This is a genomic window from Herbaspirillum sp. WKF16, from assembly GCF_028993615.1.
Lineage (GTDB): Bacteria > Pseudomonadota > Gammaproteobacteria > Burkholderiales > Burkholderiaceae_D > Herbaspirillum.
The window spans coordinates 4507857-4533639 of sequence record NZ_CP118632.1; the positions used below are offsets into that span (position 1 = coordinate 4507857).

The window sequence follows — 25783 nt, forward strand, 5'->3', positions numbered from 1 at the left end:
CTGCGGTCAGTGCCCGCGTTGCGCGAGAGATACCGCCGTACGGATTCCTTGCGATCTGATCGATTCTTGGCATTGGCTCATGAAGGATGTGGTCTTCGATGAGTTTGCAATTCAATACTTAGTGCAGGCTTAGGGATCAAATCGACGTTGCGCCAAAGCCTCGTTCACTGAAGAAGAGATAGAGGAAGATCGACTGGAGAAGACGGAATTTCCGTTCTTCATTAACGGAATTTCATGTCTTACGCCGCCGCCTCTTGCGCGTACCCGATAGCGAAAGGCCAAGATCCGTACCGCTACGACAATCATCGATATCTCACTCGAATGCCCGGATCCCGACGCCGCTGCATTAAGTTTATTTAATTATCGGAAGCGCTCCCTATCGACTTCCCGCGCCCTACCATTTGTTCCGTTGTAGCCGTTCGCACCCAGGCCGTCATCCGGTGCGACCGATCATATCTCGGCGGCCAGCCATTCCTGGCTCAGGAAGCGACAGCGGCTCGCCCTATCCGCCCTCGACATCGCGACGGAGAAAAAACATGAATCGCCAGCATCCCGACAATCCCGGGGCGCAGGGATATTTACGCCCTGACGTATTTGATAAATCCAGGTCCCTCTCGCAAGAAGGCGTTGGAGGTTCGCATGGCAACGCGTGACGCCCTCCCTATCATCAGGGCGGCGCGAACCGGAACGGCAGTTGCCCAACTCGCTCTCGGGGCACGCTATTTCTATGGCATGAGCGGGCTCCCACAGAGCACCGGAACCGCATTCTATTGGCTGGAGCGGGCGGCGAGACAAGACCTCGAGGAGGCCGTCCTGATGATTGGGCAGCATGTCCCCTACGATACCGTCGCAACAATGCCGAGGCCCTACGAAGCTGCGCCCTGGTACGAGAAGGCCTTCGATGCCGGCATCCTGAATGCCGGCATCGTCTTCGCCCGCCTCGTCTTCGAGAACGTCAGGCAATGCGGCGCCGCGGCCAGGAAGAAGGCATTGGTGGTACTCAAGTCATTGGCAGACGCCAACGACCACGAGGCGCAATGGATGCTCGCCCAATACCTTCATCAAAACGTCCCCGCAAGCAATGATCGAAGCACTACGGGCACGGAGGCGACTGAAGCCGTGCGTGTCGGCAATGAGCTCACCCTTCAAGCCGCACAAGCTGGAGTGGAGGCGGCGCAATACGCGCTGGCGGGACAGGCGTGGCGCAATGCCTGCCATAAAGAGTACGGGATCGTCGCGGCCCCGTTGGCGGAAAAGCTGCTCCTGCGCCACCAGATAGCCTGGGCTCAACACATCAAGGAGCCACTCGCACCGGCCCAGGTGGAACTGGGACAACACGAGATTGAGCTCCTGGCAAATCTTGCGCAGTTGCTTCAAAACCAGACGAAGGCGCCGAGTTCCAGGGCGCAGCGGCTCCTTGAACTTGCAGCGCTCGCCGGATCACGCCATGCAAGATTCGAACTTGGCCTGCGTCACGCCCGCATCGACCGGAACGGCGAGCGGAGCTTTCCGAAGCACGGCGCCGCCCACTACACGAAAGCTATTCCATGGCTGCTTTTTGCGGCGCATGACGGGCTTCCTGAAGCGTGGCAGGCCCTTTCCCGCATATATGCAAAATCAGAATTCTCTCAACGCAACCTGCTGACCTCGCGCAGGTATCTGGAGCGCGCCGCGGAAATGGGCCTGATATCGGCTCAGATCGAATATGCCCAGAGCTGCTGGAGATATCGACGCGAGTCGCCTCTCAACGACGTGCGCGCCCTGTATTGGTGGGTCAAAGCCGCAGAGCAAGGGGACCTCCAGTCCCGTGATTCCTTGAAGGAATTTGCCAGGCACCCCGTTAAGGGCCAATGGGCGGAGCGAATTCTCGACCAGGTCACGACCAGAATCCGCAAAGGTAATCCGTTCCTGCACGCCAGACTTGAAATCGCTGCGGCGTTCGGTTTGTCGCGCCCCGAGGCGCTTCTCCTCGATTTCAGGAAAGGCAGTCACGGCCATTGCCTTGAAGTGGATATCAGCGAGCACCACGCCAAGAGCCGCCGCCGGCTGGTGTTGATTGAAAGCGATGAACAAAGGGAAATCCTGAAGTCAGCCACCCGAATTTTCGGGGACGCAGATTTGGGACTGAACGGCCCCGAGGGAAAGTACCGGCAGAGACAGTACAAATTGAAGACCCTCTTTCCTTCTTCTGATCGCTGAATTATTTAGAGATGGAGAAAAAAACGGCCCAAATAAAACAACATTTGCAATCGAATCGTTTCGCCGGCACCGAAATAGTTATTCATTTTCACCAAGTAGAAGTCACCGCAAAAAAGAAGCCTTAATGTTCAGCAATCCGACAACGAGTCCGGATTATTACGACCACTTTGTAGAAGGAAGCCACATGAAAAAATCTCTGCTCGCACTGGCAGTTCTCGGCGCATTCGCCGGCGCCGCTCAAGCCCAAAGCTCCGTCACCATCTACGGCATCGTCGACAGCGGCGTTGTCTACACCACCAAGGCGGTGAATGCCGCCGGTACCGGCACCGGCAGCAAGTTCGGCGTCAACTCCGGCGTTTTGCAAAGCTCCCGCCTCGGCTTCAAGGGCACTGAAGACCTGGGCGGCGGCATGAACGCACTGTTCGTCCTGGAAAGCGGCTTCAAGAACGATACCGGCGCCCTGGATGATTCCAAGACCACCAATACCCTGTTCCGCCGCAAATCGCTGGTCGGCCTGTCCGGCAACTTCGGCTCCGTCCTGCTGGGCCGCAATACCGACTACGCTGACGTCATCTCGTCCTATACCTCGGTTGGCGACTTCTTCGGCGTCACCGGCGCCGTCGGTCATAACCTGGATCGCCTGGAAGGCAGCCGCTCCAACAATTCGGTGACCTACACTACCAACAGTATTGCCGGCTTCACGGGTAACCTGATGTACGGCTTCGGCGAACAAGCTGGCCAGACCTCGGCGGGTCAGGCCTTCAACATCGGCGGCAAGTACGACAACGGTCCTCTGGGTCTGGGCATCAACTATTACCAGTCCAAGCAAGGCTCGACCCCTGCCGACACCAACCTGCTGGTTGGCACCAGCGGCCTGGGCGATCCGACCCAGGCTGGCAACACCGCATTCAAGGTCCTGACCCTGGCAGCGAGCTATCAGTTCGGCCCGGCCCGCGTGTACGGCAACTACTCGCGCGTGAAGCAAGACCTGAATACCGCTTCGCCCACCGCCCTGGGCTCGAAGACCCTGTCCGCGGCAAATAAGGCTGACATCTACGAAATCGGCACCGCGTATTCGCTGACCCCCAGCCTGAAGTTGATGGGCGCAGTGACGCATACCCGTGCAGACTTCAACTCGTCCGCCAAAGGCAAACTGACCCAGTTCAGCCTGGGCACCGACTATTACATGTCCAAGCGCACAGACCTGTACGCTATCGTCGCGAACATCCGTGCCTCCGACATGGCGAACACCGGTGTTTTCGGCGACGCTGTCGGCAACAACACCATCGGCGGCGCCGATGGCAGCCAGACCGCCGTGGCAGTTGGTATCCGCCACAAGTTCTAAGAGTTTTCCCGACATCCCGGCGATGTCTTGAGGCTATGACTGCCCGGAAACGGGCAGGCTTTCCGACCCGCATGAGTTTGTTTCATGCGGGTCTTTTTCCGCTCATTTTCCGGCGCAGTTCGGACAGGTGACCTGAATCACGATGGGCCGATCATCCGGCTGCAGGCTCATCTCCTCGGCCAAGCGGTTCAGCTCCGGCCGCAGGTCGGGAAGCTGAATGTCCATTGAGCGATTGCACATCACGCATACAATTTCCGGCCTGGCCCGCTCGCTGCCGACACGGCCGAGCGAGAACAGGAGACGAATTTCCTGCCCCTCCTTGTACCAGCCCCTGTCGACCAAGCCGCTGATGCTCAGCTCTTTTAGAACACGGTACACGGATGCGAGGCTCAAGGAGCCGCCTTCACTGGAAACCCTCATGAAGATATTCTCGGCGGTCATACGTGCGCGTCCTGTCTCTTCCAAGATCGACAATAACTGGAGCCGCGCCACGGTGGCGCGCAACCCTTTCGACTTCAGGAGCGTCAAGGCTTTATTCATAGAGGAATCGGAATTATTTTTCGGAACCGGAGCGCAACCTATCCAGCCTCAACCGGTGACGGGAATCGGTGAGTCGAATCGAAGCGAGGGATGCGCAACCATAAGCAGCCAGGCCACTGGCGCCGGCCAAGATAAACATCAATAGCACCTGGTATTTCGCAGCCTCCAGCGCATCCATGCCGGCCAGCACCTGCCCGGTCATGATTCCGGGAAGCGTGATGAGGCCAGCCGCCGACATTTGGTTGATGACGGGCAGCATGCCGCTGCGAATTGCCGCAATCAACTGTGGCCTGACGGCCTCGTTCCTGGTGGCTCCCAGGGCGAGGCGGGTTTCGATTTCCGCTGCGGCAGAACTCGCTGCCGAGAGAAACGAGTCCAGCGATATACTGGCTGAGTTCAAGACGCTCCCCAGTACGATACCCATCAACGGGATGGCGTATCTGGGGTCATACCATGGCTGCGGCCGTATCGCCGTAGACAATGCAAGCGCCACCGTCAGCAGCGAAGAGGCGCCAACGACAACGGCGCTGATGCCGATCCCGAAGCGCCCCTGAAATGGCGTACGTGGGCGGCTGGACACCTCACGGGCAGCGGCGGCGATCATGACCAGTACCGCAATGGCAGTCACCATTGGCGACTGATTGCCCAATATCCAACGCAGGATCACGCCGACCAGCAATAACTGAACCATCATTCTGACGGCAGCCACCGCCAGGGATCTGTGCACCTGCAACCCGAGCGCAAGGGATGCAATGCCGTTGACGACGATCAGAATGGAGGCCAAGGCCAGATCCATCGCCGAAAGTGACAGAACAGACATTTCGATCACCTCCGCTTGACTTCTATTGTGGCGTCGGCCAATCGCTCAGCCTGTTCTTTGGAGTGCGTGACAAGCAGAACCGACATGCCGCCGCGTATGTACGAAAGTAAAAGCGCCTCCACCCGGAGTACATTTTCCGCGTCCAAGGCGCTGCACGGTTCGTCCAGCAAGAGAACTGCCGGTCTCTTCAACAGCGAGCGAATCAGCGCCGCTCGTTGGCGTTCGCCAGTGGACAGCTCCGAAACGGCTGCCGTCAGGCGATCCTTCCCCAGGTGAAGGTGCTCCGCAAGCACTTGTGCGGCATCGCGTTCCTCCATGGCCAAGTGCTCGATGACGCTGGGCCTCCACCATGCCGCATCCGCGCTCTGGTAGAGAACCTTCTTCCTCCATTCTGGCGCCGAGTGCGCGCTGCGCGCCTTCCCATCAAGAAAGACCTCTCCCGCGCCCGGATCCAGATCGGCGAGAAGGCGTAACAATCTTGTCTTGCCGGCGCCAGACCGGCCGGCAACTACCGCACACTGTCCCGCAGCCACGCTGAAGCAGGTGGGCGCTACCACGGCAGAACAGACATCAATCGCCTGGAGCCGCGGACATGGAACCAAGATCCCGTCGTTCGAAGCAGAGATGGTCATGGCAGCACGCTAATTTCCTCGTCGAGCGCTCGGATGGCGGACAGAACCTCTTGTTGCAACCAAAGGACTCCTTCGTCGTCCGGCATCCGGCATACGTTGATCAGCATTTGCGCGGAGAGGCTCAGCCGCAAGAATTGGGTTCGTTGACATCCTCGCCCTCCACATGGGACCGGCTGGCCCAAGGCATAAATATTCCCGTTGATACTTCGGCGATTCAACAGGTTGCGGTAAACACGGTCGACCTCATCGGCGCTCAGGTTCCTCTTCGTAGTGCGCTCAATTCCTCGCAAGGAGAATAAACTGCGCGGCCCTTTTGAGGTATCTCGAATGCAATCCAATAGCTCCACGGCATCTGTTTCCGACACCGCTCGCAGTACCGCCGCCTGAAAATGCACGGCCACCTCGTTACGCACCTGTTCGGAAATCCGCTGGTAACGCCCCATGGTAAATAAGGCTGCCTCCCAGCGGGCAAGCAGCCCGAAATTTGGGTTGCCGTTGTCGTCCAGATCGACCACCTCCCCCGGCCAGACGCGGCGCCACTGTCCGTCGGCCAGCAACGCGCCGCAGAACGCCGGCGCGCCAAAGAACTTCGAGCCGGTCAGCGCCACCATGAAGTGGGAACGAAGGTATTCGTTAAGACGCGTCTCGCCACATCTCAACTGGGAACAATCCACCAGAACTGCCACATGCCCGGGTGACTTGGCGGCCAGAAGCCTGACCAGGTCGAGGCTGGGATACACGCTTCCAGATTTTGACTCGTCAACCCGAATAAGGAGGACCGGAACATCTTCCGCAATTGCCTCGATCGCCTCTCGGTAAAAATCCTGATCAATTGCCTTGGTCGTCCTGGGGGAGCCATCCATATTTCGTATCGGGACTTCCCTGATTTCCGCCGTATTCGCCCCCTGGTCGCGGCTGCCCGTTAAAAGCGCGGACATGATCTTGCTGCCGGTCTCCACGAACTCACCCATGACAATTCGAAACGGCCGGCCGAACCTGCGATGGGCCAGCTCCGCCGCCATTGCATGGGCATCCGTTCCCGAACGGTGCAGATACCAATTCATGTCAGCGCCGTCCACCGCCCAGATGTCGATGAATTTTTTCCTGATTCTCTGCTCCTCAAGCCGCCACAGGTTGGCTGCGTTGCCATCAACCAACTCCCTGTTGATGCGCTGCCTGAATTCATCGATCGCAAACCAGGCCTCGGGAGACACATGACTTGCAGTCGACGAAGAAAATTCAATTAGGCGATCGCGCGGATGAGGGCTCACGCCATATCTATTTATGCCGGTGTCCTTTTCCAGCGAAATCCGGTCATCGCCGCCCTGGACCAGCAATTGCGCAACTGTCGGCAGACTATGCATCGCGTCGACCTGCTGCGTTATGAACCATGCGTTGAAATGCGTCAAATACCTTGCGCATCGCTACGTGCTTGTACGGGAACATATCCGGAGGATCCATGGCATGGACGATCATTCCGGTATCCAATTCAAATATCAGCAACTCCCCAGCAAGAGTCTCGCCGCAATCGATGCCGAAGTAATCAAGAGGAAAGGCATCGTGAAGTGCGGAAAATGCCTCCCTATGCCGAACAGCAAAGCTTTCATCGAAGTCCGCCATCGCGCGCGCTTCTTCTGCGCGGCGCTCAGGATTCTGTGTCATGTCCGCATTGAGGTAATGAACCATCCAATGATTGGAAATAGCCATATGGCACAAGAAAGGCGCCCCCTCAACGAAAACTATCCGGTATTTCCGGAACAGGCCATCAGCACTTCGATAATCGACAAAGCTGGAGATGTAGAACTCCGGCACGTCCTCGAACCGTGCCCGGTAAGTACGGAGCTCCATCCGATCATTGACCTTCTCAAGTCCCTTGCCGGCGTGAGAGTCCACCGGCCGCACAATCAACGGCCATGCGCCGTCGGCCAGATAGGCCGTTTCCTCCGCGCCATCTGCGAGGGCATCCAGTTCAAGCCTGGAGACACGCGCAGTCAATGGCATGTGAATTGACGCAACCTCATTCAAGAGCAACGATACAGAATCGCGCGCCAGGCACAGCGAATGCAGAGGATGGTTCAGCAAGGGCGACTGCCAGCCGTCGATCACAACGCACAGCTCGGCCAGCAAGTCGCCCGTGGCGGCAGATTCGCCGATCGCCACGAAGATGACGTCGTGTTCAGGAAGTTCGGAAGGAATAGGCTCGCCGGGGACGAGGTAATAGGCCTCAAGGGCAATGTCGGCATGGGAGACCAGGAATTCCAATGGCGTATTCGCCATGAAATTTCCCGGCGCCATGATGGCCAGAAGCTTTATCGCCGGCTCGCCGGCGGCGGTGGGCAGCCGGAAATGGCGTTCGAGGCGCAACGCCTCCCGCTGGATGCTGGCGGCCATCGTTTCGTTGCCTCCAATCTGGAGGATGAAAGACAGATCCATGTACCGAATGGCGTCGTTCGGCTTCTCGTTCAGGTGTGCAATCAGCCTGGCGCCAAGGGGATTGAGGTCCATCTCGAGAAATGCCGCGTGAAGCAAGCTCTCCAAGCCAAGCTGGAACGGAGAGTCCGGGACAAGCTCCGGAACCGGTATTGACAGAGGCATGATACGTTCCTTTTCAGGCGCGGCCCTTGTTAAGACTGCGGCCCTGAATGACAACGAAGTCAATGAGCGATTCCAGCTGCATCCGACTTGTTCTATGGTTAAAGAGAGCCGCGCGTATGGCGTACCTTCCCGAGATGCGAGTGGACGACGGCGCAGCGATGCCGGAACGTTGAAGTGCCAGCAAGAGGCATGAGTTGACGCGTTCGCTTATCGCCTCGGCGGAGCGATAACGGAAACAGACGATGTTCAGGCTCACCGGCGCCATCAGCTCCAATTCATCGCAACTCCTAATGAGCTGCGTAAGGTAGCGCGCGCGTTCGCAACTCTCCGAGATGGCCTGGCCCAGGCGTTGCGTCCCATAGACCTTCAGCGTCATCCAGGTTTTCAGAGCCCGGAAACCGCGAGAGAGATCCGGCCCCAAATCGCAAGGCCACGGCGAGCCATCGGACATGCCGCCCGGCTCCCGCGCCAGATAGCTCTGGTTCGCATCGGCGAAGGCAGCCAGCTGACTGTCTGCACTGCGCACCAGCACGAATCCGGCGTCGTACGGGACATGCATCCACTTATGGAAATCCATGGCAATGGAGTCTGCGCGCTCGATCCCATCGACCTTGTGCGCAAGGTCTGGGGCCAGGACACAGAGGGCGCCAAATGCGCCGTCCACGTGGTAATGAAGGTTGTTCTCGGCAGCCAGGTCGGCCAGGTCGCGGAGGTTATCAATCGCCCCGGAATCGACGGAACCTGCGGTTCCCACAATCAGGAATGCGCGGCGATCCGCTTTGAGGTCAAGCTGGATGGCCTGACGCATGGCTTGAACGTCGACCGCGCCATCCCCTCCCTGCTCTATCAACCGGAGATTGGCGCTGCCCAGGCCGGCCATGTCCATGGCGCGAGCAATACATCCATGGGCGCCCTTCGACGCATAGGCCACCAGCTCCTTGCCAGGCTGTTGCGACACGCCCTGCGTCCGCACGCTGCCCCCGCAGGCGCGGGTGCGCGCAATGAGCACGCCGATCAGGTTCGCCATGGACGATCCGGTGACGAACAGTCCGCTGGCTTCGCTCGGAAACGCAAAAAGTTGGCTCATCCACCGCACAACCTGCCGCTCGACTTCGACCGGCATATGGTCACGCCCACCCAAATTGGAGTTCAAACCCGCTGCCAACATCTCCGCGAGCATGCCCACCGGCGTACCGGCGCCATGGACCCACCCCATGAAGCCTGGATGGGCGTTACCCACCGAAAAGGGAAGCACGTTGTCCCTGAACAGGCCATAGGCCTGGTCCAGCGTACAGGGTGAAACCGGTAGCGGCTCGTGGATGGAATGCCGGACGTCGGCCGGGATAGGTTGCCAGACCGGCCCGCTTCCCGCGGAAACCCGCTGGAGGTAGCTGAACATATCGTCGAGCATGGAATGCCCTTGCTCGCGCAACGCCCCCCAATCCTTGGGGTCGAGAAGGCTTTCCCAATCATTATTCGCGATATCCATGCAAATTCCAGCATCCCTCGAAAATGGGCGTCAATTCAGATGACCCTGATCGTATCGAGGCCGACTTAGCCATGACTTAGGCGCAATGGTCGGAATCTGGCGGTTTATTGGCGCCGCCTCCTCAGCCAGGCCTAAGTCTCGGGAACTATGCTGGCGACTCTTACAGAGGTGGACGCGAGCATGGAATTGCTGAATTTCCGAATCTTTCTGCTGCTCAACAGCAGCGCCATTTACACAAGCAGCTGGAGAGAGCACCTGGCGGTATTTACGGCCGAATGGCTCGTATGGGCGCTTCCGCCGATGTTGGTCTATCTGTGGCTACGGGGTGATTTCAAGCTGAAGAAGGCCGCTGTGGGCGCCGCCCTTTCCGCCGCGATTGCCTTGTGCGTTGGTGGCCTCCTTGGTTGGCTGTGGCCGCATCCCCGGCCATTCATGTTGGGAATGGGGCATCTGCTCATCAACCACGCGGCGGACGCCTCCCTGCCCAGCGACCATTTGACGCTTTGGTGGGGCATCGCTCTAGGACTGGCGCATTCCGCTCCCACCAAGCGGATTGGTCTACTATTGACGGCAACCGGTCTTGCGCCGGCCTGGGCTCGCGTCTTTGTCGGAGTACACTTTCCCGCTGATATGCTGGCAGCGTTTATTGTTGCGCTTGGCTCCGCTCATGTCGTGAGCGCGTACGGCCGCCCAATGGTCACCAAGGCAACCGTGGCTGGCGTTCAGCTCCAGCGCGCACTTCTTAGGCGTTATGCTCGCGGCTGACGTCGCCGATAACCATCTTTGTGGAAGGTCTGATGTGAGAGTGCTCTTGGTTGAAGATGACCGCATGATTTCCGCTGCGACCGAGCAGGCATTGCGCGACGCCGCCTATGCCGTTGATTGCGTCAGCGACGGTGGCGCCGCTCAACTTTCGGTCAATACCCAACAATATGACGTGATTCTGCTGGACCTTGGCCTGCCCAGGCTGGACGGCTTTCATGTGCTGCGCCACCTGCGCGACAACAAGATCGGCACTCCTGTCCTTATCATCACTGCGCGCGATGCCCTCGAAGACAGAATCCGCGGATTGGACGCCGGCGCCGACGACTACGTCATGAAGCCATTCGAGATGGATGAGTTGCTGGCGCGCATGCGGGCCGTCATTCGCCGACATGGCGGAAGCGGCAGCCCTGTTCTGACGAATGGCGCCATCCAGCTCGACCCGACCACTCGCGAGATAACTTTCGAGGGCGCGTCGCAGCGTCTTTCCGCGCGCGAATTCAGCTTGATGCAGTCATTGATGCTTCGGCCAGGCGCCATTCTTTCGCGGCAGGACCTGGAGGACAGGATCTACGGCTGGAACGAGGAAGTGGAGAGTAACGCAGTCGAGTACCTGATCCACTCTATCCGAAAGAAATTCGGCAACCAAATCATCAAGAACGTCAGGGGCCTGGGATGGATGGTCTCAAAAGAACAATAACCGGTTCGCTGCAAGCCCAGCTTTCATTCTGGCTTTCGGTGGTCATCATTGCCACCTCGGTTGGCGGCGGCTATTTCTCGTTTCGCGGCACTTTCCACGAAGCCAACGAGTTCCAGGATGACCAGCTGCGCCAGATTGCCGGCCTGATGCAACAGCAGGAACCGCATACCGGGCTCCTCATCACCCAGAGTATCGAGCAAAGCGAAGACCCGGAGTCGCAGGTGATCGTCCAGGTCCTGGCGCCGGATGTGAATCAGGTCCGGCTCCTGGACGAAGACGTCAGCTTGCCCTCGTCGCTGCCGGAGATTGTGCAGACTGTTCCTGGCAACCGCTACATGTGGCGTGTCTTCCTGCGCCATCTGCCAGATGGCGCACGCCTGGTGGTCAGCCAGCGTACAGATGTCCGCGACGAAATTGCCAACAGCAGCGCCTGGCGCACGGTCTACCCGCTCGCGCTCCTGATGCCGCTGTTGCTTCTGCTGATCAATGTGTTGGTTCGCACGATGCTCAAACCGGTAAAGACGCTCTCCCAGGATCTGGACCGGAGGAGGGATTCCGACCTGAGCCCCCTGGACGACCGTCACGTGCCTAGCGAGATTCGCCCGTTTACGGCCTCGATTAATGCGCTTCTCCTTCGGGTGAAACGGTCCGTAGACATGCAGAAGCGGTTCGTGGCAGATGCTGCCCACGAACTGCGCTCGCCCCTGACGGCACTTTCGCTGCAGGCCGACAACATCCGCAAGATTGAACTGTCGCCTGTCGCCCAGGAGCGCATGATGGAATTGCGCGGAGGACTTCAACGGATGCGGTCCCTGCTGGAGCAGCTCCTGGTGATGGCTCGCAGCCAGGAATCGGTTGCCCATCCGGATACGACTATTTCGATGGAGGATGTCTTCAAGCAGGTTTTGGAGGATCTCATCCCTTCGGCCGAGGCCAAGAACCTGGACGTTGAAGTCGACACGGAGCGGTCTGCCGTATTTTCCGGGCAACTCTTCGATGCTCTCATGCTGATAAAAAACCTGGCCGACAATGCCATCAGGTACACGCCTGCCGGCGGGCGGCTCATTCTCCGGGCCCGGCGAGAGAATTATTTTCTCATCGTCACCGTCGAAGATTCGGGCCCCGGCATCCCGGAGGAGGAAATGGAACGCATTTTCGACCCGTTCTATCGAATCCTTGGCAGCGGAGAGTCAGGTTCCGGCCTCGGCCTGGCCATTGTCAAAGCCATCGTGGAGCGAAACGGGGCCACCATCAATTTCAGCAACTGCATTGACGATAGCGGCGCCCGTTGCGGACTGTGCGCCACCGTCAGATTTCCTCACTGATCGGCAATCTCCACCCACCAACGCCACGCGATGACCAATTGATCAAGGTCATCGCGCCCGTCCTAAGTAACGTCTAAGTCACTCCCTCTAAAGTGCTCACATGCCGCGACACGCCTCAGGTGCCGCGGCGGCGCCTGCATGAACGTTTCTTAATGAAACGCAAATACCGGCTTAATCGCCTCTCATGCAAAGTGCGCTCCGCCTATCCGTCAACTCTGCGACCCCGCTAAAGCGGTAGCGCATCTTGTGAAAGCACTTATGAGTCCAGCCAAGCATTACCGAACCTGCGCAGCGCTGGCAACGACAGTTGCCCTCGCCGTCTTAGCCGGATGTGGAAAGAATCAGGCGGCCGCTCCCGCGACAACCGTCCAGCCCGTCACGGTGGCGACCATGCATCGCACTTCCGTTCCGGTCAATATCGAGCTTCCCGGCCGCACTTCAGCGTACCTGGTCGCCCAGGTACGCGCGCGGGTTGACGGTATCGTGCTGAGACGCGGGTTTCAGGAGGGCGCCGACGTACGCGTCGGCCAGTCGCTTTACCAGATCGACCCTGCGCCGTATCGCGTCGCTCTCAAGAGCGCCGAGGCCTCCCAGCAAAAGGCCGAATCCAACCTGATTGCCATGAATCTTCAGGCGGAGCGCTATAAGATCCTGGCGGGCGGAAAAGCTATCAGCAAACAGGCCTACGATAACGCCGTCGCGGCCCAAGGCCAGGCGGAGGCCGACGTTGCCGCGGCAAAGGCTGCCGTGGCGAACGCTCGAATCAATCTGGGATACACCGCGGTGACGGCGCCTATTTCCGGCCGCAGCAGCGGCTCGCTGGTGACCCAAGGCGCCTATGTGCAAGGCAGCGCGGCTACGCTGCTTACGACCATCCAGCAAATCGATCCGATTTACGTTGACCTGAACGAATCGAGCACTGCCGGCCTCCAGCTGCGCCGCGATATCGCCTCCGGCAAGATTCGTCCCAACGATACCAGCGCGGTCAAGGTCTCCCTGACGCTGGAGGACGGCACCACCTACGAGCAGCCCGGCAAGCTCCAGTACAACGGCATCACCGTGGATCAAACAACCGGCTCGGTAACTGTACGCGCCACGTTCGCCAACCCCAAGGGCGTGCTTCTTCCCGGCATGTTCGTGCATGCCAGCATCCAGCAAGGCGTGAACGACAATGCGTTCCTCGTTCCGGTATCAGCCGTCACCCACAACGCCCAAGGCGAAGCCACGGTCATGACGGTAGACGGCGCCGGCAAGACCATCGCGAAACTCATCCAGACCGGCGCCACGGAAGGCCCCAATTGGGTCGTTACTGGCGGCCTGAAGGATGGCGACCGTGTCATCGTCTCCGGCTGGCAAAAGGTGCAGCCGGGGATGCAGGTCGCCGCAACTGAGATGAACGCCCCCAATTCGCCATCGGTGAAGTGAGGACGAAATGGCAAAATTCTTTATAGACCGCCCGATCTTCGCCATTGTCCTGTCCATCCTCATCATGCTGGGTGGAGCGATGGCCATTACCTCCTTGCCCATCGAGCAGTTCCCACCCATTGCGCCGCCCACGGTGCAGGTGAGCACCAGCTACCCCGGCGCGTCTGCCACGACAATTCAAAATACGGTTGTTCAAGTCATTGAGCAGCAGATGACCGGCATCGACAACCTCCTGTACATGTCTTCGGCCAGCGATGACACAGGCCAGTCGACCACTACCCTGACTTTCGCCGCCGGCACGAATCCGGACGTCGCGCAGGTTCAGGTTCAGAACAAGCTGCAGCTGGCCACTCCCCTGCTGCCGACGCAAGTTCAACAGTCTGGCGTGAAGGTCACCAAGTCGACCAACTCCTTCCTGATGGTTATCGGCTTCGTCTCGACCGACGGCAGCATGAACAAATTCGACATCGCGAACTATGTGGTGTCCAACGTCCAGGACTCGATCAGCCGCATCAACGGTGTCGGCAATATGGATGTCTTCGGCTCCCAGTACGCCATGCGCATCTGGCTGGATCCCGCAAAACTGAACAGCTACGCGCTGGTGCCTTCCAATATCACCACCGCCCTGCAAGCCCAGAACGTCCAGATCTCCGGCGGTCAGCTCGGCGGCGCTCCTGCAATCAAGGGCCAACAGCTCAACGCGACCATTACCGAATCGACTCTGCTGCGCACCAAAGAAGACTTCGGCAATATCCTCTTGAAGGTGATGCCGAATGGGGCGCAAGTCCGCTTGTCTGACATTGCCCGTATCGCACTGGGCGCCGAAAACTTCAACATCGACAACAAGTACAACGGCCAGCCGGCATCCGGCATGGGCATTCAGCTGGCGCCTGGCGGCAATGCATTGACCACGGCCAAGGCTATCAAGGCCCGTATGGCCCAGCTGGAACCGTACTTCCCGCACGGCCTGAAGGTGGTGTATCCGAACGACGTCACGCCATTCATCCAGGTCTCCATCCAGGAAGTGGTCAAGACGCTGCTGGAAGGCATCGTGCTGGTCTTCCTCGTGATGTACCTGTTCCTGCAAAACATCCGCGCCACGCTCATTCCGTCCATCACCGTGCCGGTGGTGCTGCTGGGCACGTTCGGCGTGATGGCCGCGCTCGGCTTCACCATCAACACACTGTCCATGTTCGGCCTGGTGCTGGCCATCGGCCTGCTTGTGGATGACGCCATCGTGGTGGTCGAGAACGTCGAGCGAGTGATGCACGAGGAAAATCTGTCGCCGCTCGAAGCCACCCGCAAGGCGATGGGCCAAATCAGTAGCGCTCTTATCGGCGTCGCCCTGGTCCTGTGCGCAGTGTTCGTCCCGGTTGCGTTCTCGAGCGGCACTGTCGGCGGCATCTATCGCCAATTCTCGCTGACCATCGTGGCATCGATGCTGCTGTCGGTCTTCGTCGCGCTGACGTTGACGCCGGCGTTGTGCTCCACTCTCCTGAAACGTCCTGATCAGAATCATGCCGAAAAGAAGGGTTTCTTCGGCTGGTTCAATCGCACCTTCGACCTCGGCCGGGACCGCTATTTATCGGGTGTGCGCCACATCATCGCCCGTTCGGGCCGCTGGTTGGTTCTTTATGCGGCCCTCATCGCTGTAGTTGTCGTGATGTTCGGCCGTCTGCCCACGTCATTCCTGCCGTCGGAAGACCAAGGCTTCATCTTTGTCCAGGTGAAAACAGCACCCGGCACCACGCAAGAAACTACCGGCGCCATCATGGATGAAGTCGCGGCGTATCTGCTCAAGGACGAAGGCGCGATGGTCGATGCCACCTTGACGGTGAACGGCAACGCCAACGGCATCCGCGGCCAGAACATCGGCCAGATCTTTGTGCATCTGAAGGACTGGTCTGAACGTACTGACCCGAAGCTTACCGCCCAAGCGCTTTCCTCGCGCATCGGCAAGCGGTATGCCGACTCCAGGGTTGCCGACATCTTCGCCCGCAGCCCGCCGCCCATCCGCGGCCTGGGCAGCGCCGCAGGCTTCGACTTCGAACTCGAGGATCGCGGCGGCCTTGGCCACGCGGCGCTCTCCCGGGCACGCGACCAGCTCCTGACGATGGCTCAGAGCGACCCCGCCCTGTCGCAGGTTCGATTCGTCGGGCAGCCCGACAATCCAACCTTCAAAATCAACATCGATCGTGAGAGGGCAGCTGCACTTGGGGTCTCCGCGTCCGATGTTGACCAGACCTTCTCCACGATGTGGGGCTCGAAGTATGTGAACAACTTCCTCGATACCGACAACCGGATCAAGAAGGTCTACGTGCAAGCCGATGCCAGGTTCCGCATGAATCCGGACGACATCATGAAAATCTACGTACGCAGCAACACCGGCGCCATGGTTCCCTTCTCGGCTTTCGGGTCCTACCAATGGACCTATGGCCCGCCCAATCTGCAACGCTATAACGGTGTTGAGGCGATGGAAATCCAAGGCCAGTCTTCGCCTGGACAAAGTACCGGCCAAGCAATGGCGGCCATGGAAAAGCTGGCGGCAAAGCTTCCTTCAGGCATCGGCTTCGAATGGACTGGAACATCGCTGCAACAACAGCAATCCAGTTCGCAAGCGCCCTTGCTGTATGGCCTGTCCATCCTGGTGGTCTTCCTAAGCCTGGCGGCTCTGTATGAGAGCTGGATTATCCCGATGTCGGTGATTATGGTGGTCCCGGTTGGTGTTCTGGGCGCCCTCGCCGCGACCTCGGCGACGCGCCTCTCCAATGACATCTACTTCCAGGTGGGCCTGCTGACCGTGATTGGCCTCTCGGCGAAGAACGCCATTCTTATTGTCGAGTTCGCCCGGGAGCTGCAGCACCAAGGCCTAACTGCGCTGCAGGCTGCCGTCGAGGCGGCCAAGATGCGGCTGCGTCCGATTGTCATGACCTCGATGGCATTCGTCCTCGGCGTTCTTCCGCTGGTGGTGGCCCACGGCGCCGGCTCTGCCAGCCAGAAAGCCATCGGCACCGGCGTCATCGGCGGCACATTGACCTCGACGTTCCTGGCGACCTTCCTCATCCCGATGTTCTTCGTGGTGGTGGTGAACAAGCTTGGCAGCCGAAAGAAAAAGGATGGCCCCAGCGCGCACAGGGAAGACACAACACGGCAGCCGGAGGGCCACTGAAATGAAAGTGATGACTAATGCAATCTGCCTGACGCTGGCCGCTCTGGCTGCCGGATGCTCGCTGCAGCCGACGTACAACCGGCCCGATGCCCCCGTCGCGGCAAGCTATCCGACCGGTCCTGCCTATGGTGCCCAGGCGCCAACGGCGACCGCGGCGGCCGGCGACCTGGACTGGCAGGATTTCCTGAGAGATCCACGCTTGCGGCGCCTGGTGGAGATCGCGCTCAAGAACAACCGTGACTTGCGCGTTGCCGCCCTGAACGTCGACAAGGTGCGTGCCCAGTACCAGGTACAGCATTCCGCACTGGCGCCGCAACTGGATGCGGGCGCCGACCTGGCGGCCTCGCGCAAGCCGGGCAGCGTCTCGAGCAGCGGAAAGACGACTTATACCCGCGACTACTCCGCAAATCTGGGCGTTTCATGGGAACTCGATTTCTTTGGCCGCATTCGCAGCCTCTCTGACGCGGCCTTACAGCAATACTTCGCCAGCGGTTACGCGCAACAAGCCGCGAAGATCGCTCTGATCTCGCAGGTGGCAGATCAGTATCTGACACTTCTGGCCTATGACGAACAGCTCCAGATCACCAAGGACACGTTCGACACAGCGCGTCAGAGCTATGACATCATGAAGTTGCAGTACGACACGGGCACGCTCTCCGAGCTCGACCTGCGGCTTTCCCAGACGACCTTGGAGCAGGCGCAGATCAGTTATTCGGCGCAGGTGCGCGCCAAGGCACAAGCGCAGAACGCCATGGTGCTGCTGATCGGCCAAAGCATGCCCGCGGATTTGCCTGCCGGACTGACGCTGGATCGGCAACATCTGCTGTCCGATGTGCCAGCAGGACTGCCCTCCGACCTGCTGCAACATCGCCCGGATATCCTGCAGGCCGAATCCGTTCTGCGCTCCGAAAACGCGAATATTGGGGCTGCGCGCGCGGCTTTCTTCCCTGCCATATCGCTGACAGGTTCGACTGGCTCGATGAGCCCGACGCTCGGCGGCCTCTTCGCCCCAGGGTCTGGTGCGTGGACGTTCTCCCCATCGATCAGCCTGCCCATCTTCTCGGGTGGGGCCAATCAAGCCAACCTCGATGCGGCGGAGGTGCAGAAGGGCATCGCAGCGGCCCAGTACGAGAAGGCCATCCAGACTGCCTTCAAGGAGGTGGCTGACGGCCTCGCGGCGCGCGGCACCTACGACGACCAACTGGCGGCACAACAACGCTATGCCGATGCGCAACAACGCAGGCTGGAACTGGCGCAGATGATGTACGACAACGGCGCCGACAGTTATCTGAACGTCCTGGCAGCCCACACCGACCTGTACAACGCGCGCCAATCCCTGATTTCCGCCCGCCTGAACCGCTTGACCAACCTGGTCGACCTCTATCGCACCCTCGGCGGCGGATGGCGCCAGCGGGATCTCAAAGAATAGGACGCAGGAGATGAAATTGCTCATCGTGGAGGATAGCGACCGGGTTGCCCATTTCCTGAAAAAGGGCCTCGAGGAGTCAGGGCACACCGCAGACCATGCGGATAACGGCCGAGACGGCATGTTCCTGGCCGCGAGCGAACCCTATGACGCCATCATCATGGATCGCATGCTGCCGGGCGGCATCGATGGTCTGGGCATCATCGAAGCCCTTCGGAAAACCGGAAACAAGGTTCCAATCCTCATCCTGAGCGCCATGTCCGGAGTCGATGACCGCATCCGCGGCTTGCACGCCGGCGGCGACGATTACCTGGTCAAACCTTTCTCTTTCGGCGAACTCCTCGCTCGCCTGGATGCATTGGCCAGGCGCACGCGCGAGACAGCGGCCGAAACATCATTGTCCGTCGCCGACCTCCATATGGACCTGTTGACCCACAAGGTCAGTCGCGCGGGAAAGGCTATTGCGATGCAACCCCGGGAATTCCGCCTTCTTGAGTATCTGATGCGTCACGCCAATCAGGTGGTGACACGAACGATGCTGCTGCAGAACGTCTGGAATTACGACTTCGATCCACAGACCAACGTCGTTGATGTTCACATCAGCAAGTTGCGCCAGAAGATTGACGTGGACGCAAAGACTCCGCTGCTGCGCACCATCCGGAACTCCGGCTACATGTTGGCAAAAGATGATTAGCTTTTTCAGATTTTCCGCCCGTACCGTATCGGTGTGCTATGTCATTTTCAGCTTGTTGGTGCTTCTCTGCTTCGCTACTCCCTTGGGCTATGCGTGGCGGGAATATGTGGAAGAAGACCGGTCGCGGATACTTCACGCCGATACCTTGCGACTGCAGCGGGTGTTCAAGGAACAAGGCATCGACGCCCTCAGGCTTGCCATCGGGACGCAAGTAGGTACGAACGCCAGCGGTTCTGAAGACATCATCTTGCTTGCCGATGCCGCGCTGGCCCGACAGGCCGGCAATCTCCCCCGGTGGCCGCAAAGCATCAACACTGTCCCGGGCGAAGGCCGCTATTCCCTTGATATCGATGGCCGGACAACCCGGACACTTGCCCGGCACGTCATTCTCGACAACCGCTATCACCTCCTGGTTGCTCAGGACATCGACAGATATCGGCTTCTCGAAAATCTGTTCATCTACGGTCTGGGAAGCGCCGCGGCCGTCATCATCCTTTTGGGCGCGGCTGGCGGCCTGCTCGTGAGAAGGAGTCTGCTGTCCAAGGTGAAGGACATCAACATCGCCGCTTCGGCAATTATGCAAGGCGACTTCTCGCATCGACTTCCACACAGTGGCGGAGAAGATGAGCTGGCCGTCGTGGTCGAAACGGAAAATAAGATGCTGGCCCAGATCGAGCAATTGATGGACAGCGTCCGGAATGTCTCGAACGCCATTGCCCACGATCTTCGGACGCCCCTAGCCGAGCTACGGTCACGCCTGGAGGAACTGCTGCTGACCAGACCGGACAGCGAGCGTACGTTCGCTGACATCGAGTGCGCCATCGCCGACGTCGATCGTGTGATAGCCATCTTCAACGCATTGCTGCGCCTGGCGGAAATTGATACCGGCGCACGCCGCTCCGGCTTCCGGCCGATTGACATCGCCACCATCGTTGACGATGTGGCCGATTTCTACCTTCCCCTTGCCGAATCAAAACAGCGTTTCCTGAGGGTTGAAAGAATGCAGCATCTTCCTCTGAAAGGCGACCCTCTTCTCTTGACGCAGGCCATCGGCAACCTGATTGACAACGCGCTGAAGTATTCGTCTGACGGAGGCCTCGTGTCGGTTACCTGCAGGCGCAGCCAGGACGGGATGCTGCTCGTTGAGGTAAGTGACAACGGGCCCGGGATACCCAGCGACGAACTATCCAAGGTGCAGGAGCGCTTCTATCGCTGCGACGCCAGTCGCGCCACGCCGGGGATGGGACTTGGATTGAGCGTGGTGGCCGCGATCGCGAAACTGCATTACGGCCGCCTTGAGCTCAGCAATGGCGATCCGGGCTTGCGCGCGCTCCTGTTCTTGAAACCCAGCATGATTAAAGATGTTTAACGTGCAGGCAACAGGCCGTTAATGCTCCAGGGCGCATAGTGTTCCCAACAGCCAAATGGGCTGACGAACATCCCAGGTTGGGAATTTCTCTGGAAAGGAAACACTATGAAATCCGTCATCACCAAAATCATCGCCACCACCATCCTCGCCTGCGCCTCGGTCGGCGCGATCGCACAGACGCAAAGCGCTGCCGATGCCGAACGTGACTGGGACAATATGCACGCGCTGAACCAGTACCCCATCATTCCCTTCAAGAGCACCAAGACGCGCGCTGAGGTCAAGGCCGAGCTGGTTGCCGCCCAAAAGGCCGGGGCCATTGCCAACGGCGACAACTACCCTATCCTGCCGGCGACGACCACGCACAAAACCCGCGCCCAGGTCCGTGCCGAGCTGGTGGCGGCCCAGCGTGAGGGCCTCATCGCCAACGGCGACAACTACCCGATCATCAAGCAAGCCGAGTCGCACAAGACCCGCGCCCAGGTCGAAGCCGAGGTGGCAACCGCTGAGCATGCCGCGCAAGTCTCCGGCGACCATACCTACTGACTCCTTGCTTCATAGGAGGACTCCTTTCCCGCGCTTGCGCGGGTTTTTTTCTGGGCCGGTCATTTCCTCCCTAAGAATGACCTAAGTCAGCGTTTGTATGGTCGGTGATTCCTTATTTCACCCGATGCGAATCAAGGAGTAACCATGATGCAAAGCAAACACGACCTTGCGAAAGTCCCTGAAGTCACCGCGATTTTCTGGCTCATCAAGATTGCCGCCACTACACTTGGTGAGACCGGCGGCGATGCCGTTTCGATGTCCATGAATCTCGGCTACCTCGTGAGCACCGCCATCTTCGCGGTCATTTTCCTGATGGCCGTATTGGCCCAGGTCCGGGCAAAGTCGTTCCACCCGCTGCTCTACTGGACAACGATTGTGGCAACCACCACGGTCGGCACCACGCTTGCCGACTTCGCCGATCGCTCTCTGGGCATCGGATATGCGGGCGGCTCCGCCCTGTTGCTGTTCCTGCTGATCGCATCGCTCTTCATCTGGCACCGGACCCTTGGCACCGTCTCCGTAGGCAGCATCAGCACTGTCAAGGCGGAAACCTTCTATTGGCTCACCATCATGTTCTCCCAGACCCTCGGAACCGCGCTGGGCGACTGGACCGCCGACACCGCCGGACTCGGATACACCGGCGCCGCGCTTATCTTTGGCGCTCTGCTGATGGTCATCGCCGTTGCGCACTATGCCAGTGAGGTGTCCGACACCATCTTGTTCTGGGCCGCATTTATCTTGACCCGGCCTCTTGGCGCCGCCGTCGGCGACTTCCTGGACAAGCCGCACGCACAAGGCGGCCTGGAGCTCAGCCGATATATGGCATCGGCTGCGCTGTTGGGATTTATGCTGATCTGCATCCTCTCTTTCCGCCAGAAGGCCGCAAGGAGTTCGCACTAGGACGAAAGAATGCCCGATGCCGGCAAAGCATCAGGCATTCATCGCGCCGCAGAATCGGATGAGGATGATTACATGTCGATTTTCATACGCGCGACGACCGTTCGCTCGGTACCGGGAATGACATACAGGTTGCCCCAGGAACCTGTGTAATAGTTGCGGTTGAACAGGTTATGCACATCGACCGATAACCTGATGTTCTTGCTGAGCTGCCAATAGCTCAGCAACTTGACCGTCGAATACGCCGGCAACGTGTAGGTATCCGCAGTATTGCCAGAGCGGTTCCCCACATAGTTGACGCCAGCCCCGATACCGTAGCGGCTGCCGTTCTGGAGGGCATCTTCGCGGATCGCGAGGAGACCGGCGCTATAAGCCGGAATGTTGGTCAACCTGGTTCCGGCCGCCAGAGTCTTGTCCTTGGTCACGCGCGCATTGTCCCAGGAGAAATTGCCCGAGACGCGCCAGTTTGTCGTCAGCTGGCCAAACACGTCTGCTTCGAAGCCGGTGCTCTTGACTTCGCCCGCGGCGACCGAGAAACCAGATACGTCGCTGGCGGTCAGCACGTTTGTCTTGGTGATGTCATAGACGGCAAAGTTGGCGCCCAGTTTCTCGTCCGTCGACTGCAGCTTCACGCCGGCCTCATATGCCGTCGAATGCTGCGGATCGAACGCCCGGCCATTGATATCCACACCGCTGTTGCCGCGGAAGGACTTGCCTGCGGTGATGTAATACGAACTCCAGTCGTTGGGAAGATAAGTCACGCCTGCGCGCGGAGATACAGCGCTTTGCTGCTGGGAAGTGCTGCTCACCGAGGGAGCGCGGGTCTGAACGCTCTGGTTGTACTGGTCCCAGCGCACTCCGCCCAGCACCTTCCACTGCGAGGACAGGCTCAGTTGGTCTTGTACGAAAAGGGCTTTCACGCGCTGCCGCTCATCCGAACTGGAAGTGCGGTTTGTCACCGGGGGCAAGGACAATCCGTATACCGGGTTATAGATATCCAACGGCATGTTCGTGGCGGAACGCAAGATTTCGGTGTTCATCCACAGCTGCGAAGCTTCGACGCCGAGCAGCATGTCATGACCGATGCTGCCGGTCTTGAACTTCCCCTCCAACTCTGCCTGGATCGAGGCATCGCGCGACGGAAGCTGGCGCCAGGTACGACGGCGATTGAGCGTGCGATTGTCGGCGGCCAGGGAGTCGGCCTCGGTGTAGTAACCGTCAAAGCTGCTTTCCTTATAGCTGGCGCCGATCTTCGCCCGCCAGTCTTCAGAAAGATTATGGTCCAGCGTAAGCTGATGAGTATCGCTGTTCAACTGCATATTGCCGTCGGACGGCTCATTGAGGACCCGGTCGCGAGGCAAGCCGCCCAGGATGCCGCGAACGTTGACAAGACCGCGATCCAGCGGGGTGCTTGATCTCAGGAATTCGGCCTCATAGTTCAAGACGGTATCGTTGTTGATTACCCATGTCAGCGCCGGGGCGACCAGCTGGCGGCGGTTGCCGAGCATGCTGTTGCGAGTGTCGCCCTCTTCCGTCACGGCATTAAGACGGTAGGCCAGGCCTCGGCCCAGTGGACCGGTGCTATCCAAGGTCGCACGCCTGAGTCCGCCGCTTCCGGCGCTCAGCTCAGCCGTGTTCTTCTGCGTAAATTGCGGTTTCTTGGTGACGATGTTGATGGTGCCGCCCGGCTCGCTACTGCCATAGATGGCAGATGCGGGGCCCTTCAGGAACTCGATGCGCTCAACAGTGGCCGTATCGCGGCGCGGATTGTATCCGCGTGAGCCGGGAAAGCCGTTGATGAGAAAACCCATGTCGGTACTGCTGAAGCCGCGAATACCGAAGTTATCCCAGGTCCCGCCGAAGTCATTGAGCTTCGTGATGCCGCTTACGTACTCCACCGTGTCGGCCAGTCGCAGGGCGCCGACATCTTCGATTTGCCGGCTGGTCATGACGCGTACCGATTGCGGCACCTCCATCAGGGGAGTTTCAGTACGGGTCGCGCCGCTGGTGCTGCTGGCTTTATAGGATCTTGCATCGCCCGTCGAGACGACGCTGATTTCCGGAAGCGCGCTGGATTCCAGATCAGCCGATGTGCCTTGGGCATAGGCCACCGGGTTGACCGAGATAATTCCTACGGCCAGCAGATGGCGGATGATGCTGTGTTGTCGAAGTTGCATATAACATGAGCGAGATTTTCAAGAGCTGAAATATAAATGATAATTGTTAATAAATGCGAATTACTATCAATAAAGTATTTCATCTGTTGCATATCGTGAGCGCCTAAGTCTCAGCTAAGTTTTGAAGCGGCTATTGGCGCTTTGACAGACGGCAGCGATGGCGCCCCGTCTCCGGGATGATCTGCGCCGCCGGCAGGCGGCGCGCGATCTCCGATCTTCAGCTCGTCGCCCGGGCAATCAATGCAATGGGGATTAAATACTCCTGTTTAATAATGGTTATCATTTATACTCACGAGATTCTCCCTGCTGTCACTTCCGCCCATGCGACAGGATGCCCACAACCTCGCAATGTCAGATGTCCTGCTCCGTCATTACGATGAGCTGGTAGAGCATGTGCGCCGGCGTTTCGGCGATAAGAATTTTGCCCACGAGGTTGTCCACGAGGTCTACGTACAAGTGATGCGAACCTCGCCCAGTGAGGAGGCAGGCACTCCCCTGGTGCTTCTGAAGCATATTTCCACGTGCAAGGCGATTGATTTGCAGCGCGCGTCGACAGCTCGCAGCCAGTGGCAGGAAACTGTCGAGGTATTGCCGGAGATTGCAGGGAGTTCCCCGGATGGTGAGTTGCACCTGCGCGGAAAGCAGCTCGTCGACTCCCTGGAACGCATCGTGGGCGCCCTCCCGCCCCGCTGCCGGGAGGTCTTTCTGCTGCACAAGCTGCAAGGCATGCAGCAGGAAGAAGTTGCGACGATGCTGGGCATTTCGCGAAAGATGGTGGTCAAGCACATGGAGCGGGCCATGTCCACAATTCGTCCGCTATGGAATGACGATCAGGTCGACACTGCCTATGTTGCGACACTGGCCGGGAAGTTTCCCGGACCGGAGGCAATCGCCCGTGGGGTTGGAAAGCGCCGCTTGGTTCGGAAAATCGCGGCTTTTACAGCGATGTTTCTTGTCAGCTGCGGCAGCGCCTGGATGTTCGACCCCGCTTACGATTCCCGGCAGGTTGTCACGGCGATTGGCGAGATATCGACGCTGGAGCTCGCTGACGGCAGTCGCATCATCGTCAATGCGGATAGCGAGCTGCATGTCGAATCGCACTTGTTTTCCCGGCGCTTCAAGCTGGCCAGGGGCGAAGCATCCTTCAGTGTCGCCCACACCTTCCGGTCCTTCACCGTTCAGGCCAACAGGACGTTGGTGACCGACATCGGGACTGTGTTCGACGTCCGAAACCTGCCAAATGGCGCGGTGGTCAGCGTCCAGCAGGGTGCGGTCGAAGTGCGCGCCGAGAATGGCGAGGCGAAGCTCATTCACACGAACCAGGCCATCCGCTCAGCGGACGGGCTGCTTGGGGAGCCCCAACCGCATAATGCGGAGACCGACGCCGCGTGGACTCGCGGCAAGCTTTGCTTCAACTCGACTTCGCTGAAGGATGCGATTGAGGACATGCAACGCTACACCCGGCAGAAACTTGTTCTGGAAGGCCACGCCGTAGGAACGCTCAAGATTTCCGGGGAATACGACATCACCAAAATCGATGACCTCATCCAGGCTTTGCCTGCCGTGCTCCCGGTGCAGGTAAGAAGCACAGCCGATGCCATTGTCATCTCCGGCAAATCAGAAAGATCAAAATAATGCCGGCGCCAGGGTTCCCACGTTTCCCCCTCGTTTCGGTA

The 25783-nt window shown here is 59.1% G+C and carries 20 protein-coding genes; 13 read left to right on the plus strand and 7 right to left on the minus strand.

The genetic code is table 11. The features are described from left to right. Positions 1 to 639: 639 nt before the first annotated feature. The gene (locus tag Herbaro_RS20360; protein ID WP_275011420.1) at positions 640 to 2199 is read left to right on the plus strand and encodes a tetratricopeptide repeat protein; all 1560 of its coding nucleotides are present in this window, start codon (positions 640 to 642) and stop codon (positions 2197 to 2199) included. Positions 2200 to 2383: 184 nt separating this feature from the next. Beyond that, positions 2384 to 3544 (plus strand): porin, encoded by a 1161-nt coding sequence (locus Herbaro_RS20365; RefSeq protein WP_275011421.1) that lies wholly within the window; start codon positions 2384 to 2386, stop codon positions 3542 to 3544. Positions 3545 to 3646: 102 nt separating this feature from the next. Here Herbaro_RS20365 and Herbaro_RS20370 read toward each other — a convergent pair whose 3' ends face one another. The 6 genes from Herbaro_RS20370 to Herbaro_RS20395 are packed head-to-tail and all read right to left on the minus strand — an operon-like array spanning position 3647 to position 9620. After that, on the minus strand, positions 3647 to 4084 hold the full coding sequence (locus tag Herbaro_RS20370; protein ID WP_275011422.1) for a Fur family transcriptional regulator: 438 nt from the start codon (positions 4082 to 4084) through the stop codon (positions 3647 to 3649). A 13-nt stretch (positions 4085 to 4097) separates the two neighbouring features. Then, on the minus strand, positions 4098 to 4904 hold the full coding sequence (locus Herbaro_RS20375; RefSeq protein ID WP_275011423.1) for an ABC transporter permease: 807 nt from the start codon (positions 4902 to 4904) through the stop codon (positions 4098 to 4100). A 5-nt stretch (positions 4905 to 4909) separates the two neighbouring features. Beyond that, positions 4910 to 5536 carry an ABC transporter ATP-binding protein gene (locus Herbaro_RS20380; RefSeq protein WP_275011424.1) on the minus strand — a complete coding sequence of 209 codons (627 nt, stop codon included), beginning with the start codon at positions 5534 to 5536 and terminating at the stop codon, positions 4910 to 4912. Continuing rightward, positions 5533 to 6945, minus strand: a complete 1413-nt coding sequence (locus Herbaro_RS20385) for a hypothetical protein (RefSeq protein WP_275011425.1) — start codon at positions 6943 to 6945, stop codon at positions 5533 to 5535. Before Herbaro_RS20385 ends, Herbaro_RS20380 begins: the two co-directional genes overlap by 4 nt. Continuing rightward, positions 6893 to 8131 carry an ATP-grasp domain-containing protein gene (locus Herbaro_RS20390; protein ID WP_275011426.1) on the minus strand — a complete coding sequence of 413 codons (1239 nt, stop codon included), beginning with the start codon at positions 8129 to 8131 and terminating at the stop codon, positions 6893 to 6895. The genes Herbaro_RS20385 and Herbaro_RS20390 overlap by 53 nt, the downstream gene beginning before the upstream one ends. A 13-nt stretch (positions 8132 to 8144) precedes the next feature. Then, positions 8145 to 9620, minus strand: coding sequence for a pyridoxal phosphate-dependent decarboxylase family protein (locus Herbaro_RS20395; protein WP_275011427.1), 1476 nt, complete (start codon positions 9618 to 9620; stop codon positions 8145 to 8147). A 180-nt stretch (positions 9621 to 9800) separates the two neighbouring features. On the opposite strand from Herbaro_RS20395, the gene Herbaro_RS20400 reads away from it, so the two are divergent. The 10 genes from Herbaro_RS20400 (at position 9801) to Herbaro_RS20445 (ending at position 21933) form a co-directional block, all read left to right on the plus strand. Then, complete coding sequence (locus Herbaro_RS20400) at positions 9801 to 10385, plus strand: undecaprenyl-diphosphatase (protein ID WP_275011428.1); 585 nt, start codon at positions 9801 to 9803, stop codon at positions 10383 to 10385. 34 nt (positions 10386 to 10419) lie between these two features. Beyond that, positions 10420 to 11082 (plus strand): response regulator, encoded by a 663-nt coding sequence (locus tag Herbaro_RS20405; protein ID WP_275014065.1) that lies wholly within the window; start codon positions 10420 to 10422, stop codon positions 11080 to 11082. Beyond that, positions 11058 to 12407, plus strand: a complete 1350-nt coding sequence (locus tag Herbaro_RS20410) for a sensor histidine kinase (RefSeq protein ID WP_275011429.1) — start codon at positions 11058 to 11060, stop codon at positions 12405 to 12407. Before Herbaro_RS20405 ends, Herbaro_RS20410 begins: the two co-directional genes overlap by 25 nt. A 381-nt stretch (positions 12408 to 12788) precedes the next feature. Continuing rightward, positions 12789 to 13832 (plus strand): efflux RND transporter periplasmic adaptor subunit, encoded by a 1044-nt coding sequence (locus Herbaro_RS20415; protein ID WP_446719341.1) that lies wholly within the window; start codon positions 12789 to 12791, stop codon positions 13830 to 13832. A 7-nt stretch (positions 13833 to 13839) separates the two neighbouring features. Then, on the plus strand, positions 13840 to 17001 hold the full coding sequence (locus tag Herbaro_RS20420) for an efflux RND transporter permease subunit (RefSeq protein WP_275011431.1): 3162 nt from the start codon (positions 13840 to 13842) through the stop codon (positions 16999 to 17001). A gap of 1 nt (position 17002) precedes the next feature. Beyond that, a complete protein-coding gene (locus tag Herbaro_RS20425) occupies positions 17003 to 18430 on the plus strand; it encodes an efflux transporter outer membrane subunit (protein WP_446719285.1) in 1428 nt (475 codons plus the stop codon). 10 nt (positions 18431 to 18440) lie between these two features. Next, on the plus strand, positions 18441 to 19121 hold the full coding sequence (locus Herbaro_RS20430; protein ID WP_275011433.1) for a response regulator transcription factor: 681 nt from the start codon (positions 18441 to 18443) through the stop codon (positions 19119 to 19121). Next, on the plus strand, positions 19114 to 20490 hold the full coding sequence (locus Herbaro_RS20435; protein ID WP_275011434.1) for a sensor histidine kinase: 1377 nt from the start codon (positions 19114 to 19116) through the stop codon (positions 20488 to 20490). The genes Herbaro_RS20430 and Herbaro_RS20435 overlap by 8 nt, the downstream gene beginning before the upstream one ends. Positions 20491 to 20595: 105 nt before the next feature. Further along, on the plus strand, positions 20596 to 21033 hold the full coding sequence (locus Herbaro_RS20440) for a DUF4148 domain-containing protein (protein WP_275011435.1): 438 nt from the start codon (positions 20596 to 20598) through the stop codon (positions 21031 to 21033). A gap of 144 nt (positions 21034 to 21177) precedes the next feature. Then, on the plus strand, positions 21178 to 21933 hold the full coding sequence (locus Herbaro_RS20445; RefSeq protein WP_275011436.1) for a COG4705 family protein: 756 nt from the start codon (positions 21178 to 21180) through the stop codon (positions 21931 to 21933). Between the two features lie 68 nt (positions 21934 to 22001). Here the strand turns inward: Herbaro_RS20445 and Herbaro_RS20450 are convergent, their stop codons facing one another. After that, positions 22002 to 24107, minus strand: a complete 2106-nt coding sequence (locus Herbaro_RS20450; RefSeq protein WP_275011437.1) for a TonB-dependent siderophore receptor — start codon at positions 24105 to 24107, stop codon at positions 22002 to 22004. 348 nt (positions 24108 to 24455) lie between these two features. Between Herbaro_RS20450 and Herbaro_RS20455 the strand changes: the two genes are divergently transcribed. After that, positions 24456 to 25742, plus strand: a complete 1287-nt coding sequence (locus Herbaro_RS20455; protein WP_275011438.1) for a sigma-70 family RNA polymerase sigma factor — start codon at positions 24456 to 24458, stop codon at positions 25740 to 25742. Positions 25743 to 25783: the final 41 nt, after the last annotated feature.